Below are 8641 nucleotides of genomic sequence, written 5' to 3'. Positions count from 1 at the left end.
GGGACGGGACGAGCCATGAGCAAACGAACCAGTAGATTAAGATATCATACCAACTCATTTAAAGCGATCGACAACTAACAATTAACAATGATTTGATGCCAACCCCAACTACTAAAATTCAAAGACAATTACTGTTAATGGCTGCTGCGGTTTCTTCTAGTTGTGGGTTAGCTGTAGAGCTATTACTAGGCACTTTAGCTAGTTATTTGGTAGGTAATCAAGCCTTGGCTTATGGGGTAGCTATAGGAGGATTTCTGGCAGCAATGGGTATTGGTTCTTACGTCAGCAAATTTATTGCTATGGATAATAAATCAGCATCTTTGCAGCAAGATTTATTATCAGCTTTTGTCAAAGTAGAACTTTTAATTGCTCCTTTTACTGCTTTGTTACCATTGGGTTTATTTGCCCTATTTGTGAATAATGGTAATCTTTGGTTTGGCTTGTCTTTTTCCACTGTATTGTTGGGAGTTTTAGCTGGTTTAGAAGTTCCTTTATTAACTAGAGTTCTAGAATTAGAATCAGATTTAAAAGATGCTTTAGCAGGAGTATTAGCTCTAGACTACATAGGAGCATTATTCGGTTCTATTGCTTTTCCCTTATTACTATTACCTTTTTGTGGTTTATTTCCTACAGGTTTTATTCTGGGAGCTTTACCTGCAATCATGGTATTTTTATTAGGCTCTAATTTTTCTCAACTAAAGTCTTGGAAATATATTGGATTAGCTATTGCCATATTATTATTAATTACCGCACCGATTTCTATTCCTTTTACTAATCGTTTAGAAAATAATCTCTACGAAGCACCCATTATTAAGAGAGTCCAATCTCAATATCAACGCATAGTTTTAACTCGCCAAGGTCAAGATTTAAGACTATTTCTCGATGGAGACTTACAACTTTCTACTATTGATGAATATCGTTACCATGAAGCATTAGTTCATCCTGCCATGAGTGCTAATACTAATCCTCAAAAAATTTTGGTTATGGGGGCTGGAGATGGCATAGCATTAAAGGAAGTATTAAAATGGTCAGAAGTAGCAAAAATTGTCTTAATTGAATTAGACCCCGCAGTAGTTAAATTAGCTCGTAATTATCCTCAATTATTAGAAGTTAATAATAATGCTTTTGCTGATAAACGTGTTGAGGTGGTTTATGGTGATGCATTCTTAAAAGTTGCCAATTTATCCGAAAAGTTTGATGTAATTATTGCCGATTTTCCCGATCCAGACCGCAAGATACTTGCTAAACTTTATTCTGAAGGTTTTTATCGTCGTCTTATTAGTCGCTTATCAGATAATGGCATCTTAGTTACTCAAGCATCTAGTCCTTTTTTTGCACCAAAAGTAATAAGCTGTATTAATCAAACTTTGAAATATGTCGGTTTAGAAACTTACCCCTATGTAATTAATGTACCTAGTTTTGGCCCTTGGGGATTTGTGTTAGCTTCTAGAAATAAAATTGATACTCAAAAATTAAAATTACCCATTGCAACTCGCTTTTTGACGGAATCTATGATGTCCAGTTTATTTAATTTACCTGGAGATATTAATCTACAGGAAGTAGCAATTAATCGTTTATCTCATCCTGTAATTGTCCGCTATCAATCTGACTTTCGTTGGTTTCATTATTAAGTAGATAGGTTAAATTAACTAGAAAATTGTTAAGGTAGGGAACAGGGTAAGATAACTAACAAAACTAAATTTTATCTTGTTTCAGTTCTATAACTATTTACGTCTACTTATTTAAACTATATGAAAAAACAAAACTGGAATGCAGAGCAGTATCAAAAAGACGCCTCTTTTGTTACTCAATTAGGTAGCCCTGTTTTACAACTCTTAGCACCACAACCAAGAGAAAAGATTCTGGATTTAGGCTGTGGTAATGGGGATTTAACCCTGCAAATCCAAAATTATAATTGTAATGTATTAGGAATTGATTCTAGTACAGACATGATCGCAACAGCTACACAAAAAGGTTTAATGGCAAAAGTTTTATCCGTAGAAGATTTAAACTATCAGGAAAAATTTGATGCAGTATTTACGAAGTCAGAAGAAGCCCCGTCTTTTTAAGGCGGGGTCTCTCTGACTAATGCTGTTTTACATTGGGTTTCTGATATTAACTCAGCAATCAGTAATATTTATCGTGCTTTAAAGCCAGGAGGAAGATTTGTTGGTGAATTTGGGGGAAAAGGAAATATTCAATCTCTGATTAATATAATGTCAGAAACCTTTCAAGAATCTGATAATTTTGGTGAGTTTAAGAACCCTTGGTATTTTTCTTCAGTAGAAGAATTTACTACAATTTTAAACCAAGTAGGATTTCAAGTAGATTATATAGAATTAATTCCTCGCCCCACACCTCTGAAAAGTGGTATTGATTCTTGGTTAGAGATTTTTGCCAATGGTATTACTAGTCATTTAACTACTGAAGCGAAAAATCAATTTATTACGAAAGTAGCACAAAAACTAAAACCACTCATGTATTCGGAAGCAGAAGGCTGGATAGCTGATTATGTCAGAATTCGATTTAAAGCAATTAAGTAATTACAGTAATTCTATCTGAGTGGTCAGAGAGACCTTGCCTTAAAAAGACGAGGCTTCCTCTGACTTCGTGATAATTAGCAGTTCAATGTCTTTTGTCAAACTCGCGCCACTAGATGCGCTGTACCTCAACGTTATTGGTTATTTGTCTTATGTTAGTTCTGGGAAATCATTGAGAATTACTATAGATTTAGCTTGATTCTTAAATATTTAATATATGATATCGGGTTACGAGTTTAGGAAAAAGATCGAATATTTATTGTTAGCTTATTTACGTATATTTACTGAAAAAGTAAAACATTGTATTAAATGTGGGAATAAATAGTTATTCGCTCTTACAATATTTAGATATTATTAAAGAGCATTTGTTATTTATTCAATTATGTATTTTCTTTTTTTTATTATTATTTGTGCTGGTGTAACTTTATTAGTCTTACAACAACAAGGAAAACTTCCCGCTAGTAAAGTTAAAGGCAAATTAACTGCTGCTGAAAGAAATATATTTAATTTAGAAATTGGAGACATCGTACAATATCAAGGAATTGATTGGTTTGTGGAAGGAAAATTAATTTATAACGACAGTAGCGATACTTGGTTTAGTTATCTACTACAGGATAATGAAGAAATTTGTTGGTTATCAGTAGAAGAAGACGATTTTGTAGAAGTAAGTTTTTTTCGCGAAACTTCAGGGGAAATTGAACAACCTCTACCACAAAACCTTAATTACTCAGGAGAAGATTATCATTTATCTGGCTCTGGTACAGCAACGATGAAACGTTTAGGAAATACTATTAATCGTCAGGATCAGACCTGTGATTATTACGATTATAAAAATGATAATAATCTTCGTTTATCTGTAGAAATTTGGGATGGTGATCTGGAAGTTTTAGTAGGACAAAAAATTAATCCTCGTATGCTTACTTTTCTTCCTGGTGATGGACAAAAAGTATATGGTTAACTATTAGTATTGTTGATAATTACCAAAAGTTACAAAAGTAATCTAATTCATAAGTAGACGAGTGACCATTCTTAGGTTTCCCTCGCTAGTGATGAAAGTCTGACAAAGGATTTGCATCTAGAGACGCACACTAGGGCAAAGAACATACAAGTTGTCTTGACTACAACAATGACTATTTATTTGAGATTTCAATACTAATTTTAAATATAAGCCATCAGAAATTTGTTGTTCTAATTTCCTAATTTTAAAATATAGAATAATAGTAAATCATTGTAATTGTACATCATAACGCTATAAAATATTCCGAAAAGCAAACACAATTTACTAAAACTATTAAATAATAAGGTCGCTTTAAAAAGAATTTACCAATAATTTAACTTGACGAATATTTTGCTGGATATCTTCACAACAAAACAAATTACTCAGTACCTCTAATAACAAAATAACTAAAAAGCCATAACATTTTATATTAAAATAAAATAAATTTCAAGATAACTGATTAAATAAAAAAACCAAGAAAAAGCGATCGCGTTTTAGGTAATTCAACTAGCTTGTGGTATTATCAAAAATAGGCTAGCAATCTTACTAAAGATGGATTAAAACTATGAAGCTTTTTTGAGATAATTTATGATAAAGCTATTAAAAGCCCACTCAAATTTCCCCCATTATAGGTAGCAAAAAAATTACATAGTTAAACTTCAGTTGCACTACATTTTAAGTCAACTCAACCAAGTACTATCTAATTTTCCAACCTTCTTATAGGAATAAATGCTCTGTATTTTAGGTAACAAACTAATAGTTCCCATTAGACTATTGTTAATGCGAGAGTAACCAAAACTCAATGTGGTGGATTAGAAGCAATCATTGATATATACTTGAAGAGCGATCGCATTGAAGAGTGACTTAACAGCATTCATTCTGCTGAATCAGTCGCCCCCAAAAATCTTCTGTTTCTGAAAAAAGCTTTCAGCGATCGGAGATATTCTTTAACATACAAATCAGGAAAAAATATAAATCCATCATATAATTTTTATATTTCTGAGGAGTTATGTTAACTTAATTGAAGCAGAGGATTGATTACATCATCCTGGCTGATATTGCAATTATTGTTTTTCCCAAAGTAAATAATGACAAAGACTACCTCGGCAGTTAAGGATTTTATCGCCACTTATGACTGTGAGATTCTGACGTATCAGAACTTAGATAAAGCCGTCGAAGCCATTTGTTGCAGCAAATCTTTCAGAAACTTATTGCTTGCATTAATTGAAGCTCCAGCCTTTTCTAAGGAACTCGGAGATGAGTTTGCTGCGGTATCCGCTATTGAAGGTTTATCAGCCTGTCGCAGCCTTCGGAGTTGTCTTAACCTCTCCCTTAGTAACTTTTGTGGTCTTCTCAAGCAGCTAGTTATCGCTTTTGACATGGCTGCGGGCTTAGAGTGGTCTGCATTTGCCGATAAAATTCATCAATCTAGTTTGGGTCAAGAGAAACTATTAAACGTTCTTTTACGTAGTCAAGATGGGACGTTTTATGAAGAACTAGCTTCTCGTCTTGTAGAAACTGACCCCCATGCAATATACCCTACATCCAGCTATCGAGAAAGCCAAGCTCATGTAGTTAGTACCGACGACGATCAGACGATTGAAGCTGTGATGACTTCTCGTACATTTACTTCGATCAAAGTCTTAGAAAATTCTTTAGACCCTCAACAGACTGTTCTTCGGGATATGTATGTGTCTTTAAGACGTTGCGTTTGTCTCGTAGACCAAAACGTTGAAAGTTACTACGGGGAACAGATTGAGCATTACTTCGATTATCACGGCATTAAACTAGATAAGCTTGTCTATCGTGCAATGGAAGTGGATAAAGGCATACATACAGTTGAGCGTATGCTTGGTGACTTTAAACGTCTTGGTGTATCTCGAAACGAACCTGTATTAATTGTCGGTGGTGGAGTCTTAACTGATACTGGTGGTCTGGCTTGCGCTTTGTATCATCGCAATACCCCTTACGTTATGCTGTCCACATCTATCGTGGCTGGTATTGATGCAGGTCCTTCTCCTCGAACTTGTTGCGATGGCTTTGGTTATAAAAATCTCTTTGGAGCCTATCATGCACCTGTTTTATCTTTAACCGACCGCTCTTTCTTTAAGACTTTGCGTGAAGGTTGGTTAAGACACGGCATCGCAGAAATTATTAAAATGGCTACTGTCAAAAACGAAGAATTATTCTGTTTTCTAGAAGAGGCTGGAGCAGATTTAATCACTACTCGTTTTGGAACACTAGATTGTGAACCCAACAGCCAAATCAGCAACCTTTCCCAAAAAATTCTTGGTTCTGCTTTACGCAGCTATGTAGAAGCAGAATACGATAACCTTTACGAAACTCATCAGTGTCGTCCCCACGCTTATGGTCATACTTGGTCGCCTGGCTTTGAAATCGAAGCAGGATTATTGCACGGTCATGCTGTAGCTACAGGTATGGGCTTTGGAGCTTACTTAAGTTATCGCAATAATTGGATTAGCAGTGACGATTTCCAGAGAATTCTGCGCCTGATTAGCTCTTTTGGTTTGAGCTTGTGGCATGATGTCTTGCTTAACCGAGAAATTGTCTGGGCTGCTCAAGAAAAAATTGTCCAGAAGCGAGGCGGAAATTTAGCAGCACCTCTACCTAAAGGACAAGTGGGTAAATGTGGCTACCTTAACTCCTTGACTCAAGAAGAACTTTATCAAGCTATTGATGAATATCAGAAAATTTGTGCCGAATATCCCAGACAAGGTTTAGGAATCGATCCATTATGTAGTGATGTTGGTTTAGAAGACCCTTCAACAGTGGCTCATGCTCCTGTTGAAGACACAGAAGCTTCTGAAAAAACACTATCTGCTGTTTAGATTAAGTAATTTTAGATAAGTAATTGTCTGAGTTTATGTCACAAGAAATATTTGACTTTGTGATCCCTCTATACCGTATACGCTGGAATACGCGAGCAGTTTTAGAGGGTATTTCCTCCCACTATCAGCCAAGAGCAATCCATGTTATTGCTCCTGCACCCGAAGCCAAATCCCTGGCAAAGATCTCTCAAAGCTGGCAAACTGTTCCTCTTTATAGCCATGAGGAAGAAACTTTTTTTCAAACCGTTGGTCTTACCAAGGATACAATTTGCGCCGAACTCGATCTCCAAGAATCTTTGTATACTCCAGGTTGGTTTTATCAGCAGCTATTAAAGTTAGGTGCGTTTGAAGGGATTGATAATCTTAGTGAATGGTATGTTGTTTGGGATAGTGACTTACTTCCTGTCGATACCTGGCAACTGATTCAAAAGGATGGAGATACAATCAAACATAGTTTTGCTTTGTTGCAACATAACAACTGGGGTAATCCCAGCATTGTTTCTAAGTGGGATAAGTGGATTAACTCGATACTGGAAGTTAAATCAATTGCAGACGATGAAGGAACTTTTATTCCCCATCATATTTGGTTTAAACAGCAGCATCTCAAATCTTTTGCGGGTAAGGTGAGCCAGTACTATAAATCAGACGACCACTGGTTACGGCTTATGATGCGCTCTGCTAATGATTTCGGTACTTTTAGCGAATATTGGTCTTATGTATCCTGGGTAGCTGCTCAAGCTCCTAACGATCTATCTTTTTACCCATACAAACAGTATGGGGCAACTACAGAACGATTTTTTGATGACGGCACAGGATTGTTTTCTGCTGCTTTAGGAGAAATGTTAGCTGAGCCTTTGAGCGATAATCGTTTTCCTACATATACAGAGATCGATTCTTTTATCAGAGCAGAATATAAGCCAGATGAGCTTCCATCTTCTTTATCTTTTGAAAGTAGTCCTCGACATCTGAAAAAGAATGAAGAGAATATGCATATTGAAGAGTTACGCTCTCGCTGGAATCCACGTAATGTTGAGGTGTCTGATGTCGATTCCCAAGATAATTTAACAGTAACTACTTGAATGTAGTTTCTTACGGTAGGGGATTTTGAGCATCTGATTAGGTTTTTGTTTTTTATTTAACTAATACCAATTAAACCGCATCTAGTTTGAAACCAGTAGTTCTCAACTTAACTGTTCGAGAAAGTAGCGAGTAGCGAGTAGCCCTAAAGGACTCGCTATCGCGTCGCAGTAGCAAGTTATTCTTTATTCTTCCGACTAGAACGTTATTTGGCAAGCAAAAACTCCAGTTTTCAATGTGGACGAGGTTTAGAAGAAATAATGCAACAGATAAACTGCAAAGTTGGCAATGCTCACTCTACTCTTATTCTTTTTTTATGTGTCGCCAACATTTTTTGATTTGGTATAAATAATTATCATCCTCAAATAGTCTAAGTTAGTATTCCAGATATTATTTTCGCAATAACTAGGGAATGATTCTCAACTACTTAAGCTTTTCTCAATCAAAACTAAGTCAAAATTACTAAAAGTTTGTATCCCCGATTGTTTCGTGATTTAAAATGCCGACAGTCCCGATTATCGGAATTAGAAACCAAAAAAAGATAATAAATGCTTATTACGATCAAAGTGGGGAGATAGCTGGAAATATAATCGCTTACAACTCAATTGGAGTAATGCTTTGAGGTTTATCTGACCCAAGAATTCACGAATCGTTGCCATACGCCTAGTTGAAGAGCATCATCTTCCCTGGCAATCTTTTCAGCAAAATTTAACGCCTGGCTCCCGTTGCACAGTCTATTTTGGCACTTTTAGTAGAGATGGGAACACCTACTAGCCCACCTAAAACCCGTGGAAAGTATTCTGGGTGGAAACAAGGTAGGAAAGGAAGAAAAAGAAAGACCTATCCCATATCTAAAAAAAGTTATTCTCGCGCTAAGAAAGCAAAAAAAGAAGCTGCTTGACTTAATTTTTCTAACTTAGTTTTATGATTCAGTTGTCTTTCACGAAGTCAGAAATCTGAAGTCAGAAGTCAGAAGTTTTACCTCTGCCTGAAGGAGCGAGGATTCAATACTTGAATATATTTTGTTTCTCTTCGCCTTTAAAGGCGAGGCTTGTGCGATTCGTTGAAGCTGCGAAGCTCTAGAGACTAGAGAAGTAGAGGCTTCCAGGTGATGACGGGGAGAAAACCGTATGTAGCCTGAACTAATGGACAGATGTGGGTTAAAGTCCCACCATCTA

Annotated in this window: 6 protein-coding genes and 1 pseudogene; all 7 read left to right on the top strand. The window is 36.0% G+C overall.

The window, feature by feature from the left end:
- The first annotated feature begins 95 nt into the window (after nucleotides 1-95).
- Nucleotides 96-1631: a polyamine aminopropyltransferase gene (locus tag H1P_RS28290; protein WP_144874025.1), complete on the top strand. Its 1536-nt coding sequence runs from the start codon at nucleotides 96-98 to the stop codon at nucleotides 1629-1631.
- 120 nt (nucleotides 1632-1751) lie between these two features.
- A pseudogene (locus tag H1P_RS37810) lies at nucleotides 1752-2159 on the top strand (class I SAM-dependent methyltransferase); the annotation flags it as partial.
- Between the two features lie 57 nt (nucleotides 2160-2216).
- Nucleotides 2217-2543 (top strand): hypothetical protein, encoded by a 327-nt coding sequence (locus H1P_RS37805; protein WP_246141989.1) that lies wholly within the window; start codon nucleotides 2217-2219, stop codon nucleotides 2541-2543.
- A gap of 379 nt (nucleotides 2544-2922) precedes the next feature.
- Nucleotides 2923-3498: a DUF4178 domain-containing protein gene (locus tag H1P_RS28280; protein ID WP_144874023.1), complete on the top strand. Its 576-nt coding sequence runs from the start codon at nucleotides 2923-2925 to the stop codon at nucleotides 3496-3498.
- 1127 nt (nucleotides 3499-4625) lie between these two features.
- Nucleotides 4626-6386, top strand: coding sequence for a sedoheptulose 7-phosphate cyclase (locus H1P_RS28275; protein WP_144874021.1), 1761 nt, complete (start codon nucleotides 4626-4628; stop codon nucleotides 6384-6386).
- Between the two features lie 35 nt (nucleotides 6387-6421).
- On the top strand, nucleotides 6422-7465 hold the full coding sequence (locus H1P_RS28270) for a DUF6492 family protein (RefSeq protein WP_144874019.1): 1044 nt from the start codon (nucleotides 6422-6424) through the stop codon (nucleotides 7463-7465).
- A gap of 737 nt (nucleotides 7466-8202) precedes the next feature.
- On the top strand, nucleotides 8203-8364 hold the full coding sequence (locus H1P_RS28265) for a hypothetical protein (protein WP_222427286.1): 162 nt from the start codon (nucleotides 8203-8205) through the stop codon (nucleotides 8362-8364).
- Nucleotides 8365-8641 lie beyond the last annotated feature (277 nt).

The sequence above is a fragment of the Hyella patelloides LEGE 07179 genome (assembly GCF_900659865.1).
Lineage (GTDB): Bacteria > Cyanobacteriota > Cyanobacteriia > Cyanobacteriales > Xenococcaceae > Hyella > Hyella patelloides.
The sequence above is the reverse complement of the archived record's forward strand: the minus strand, read 5'-3'. Positions and strand labels throughout refer to the sequence as shown.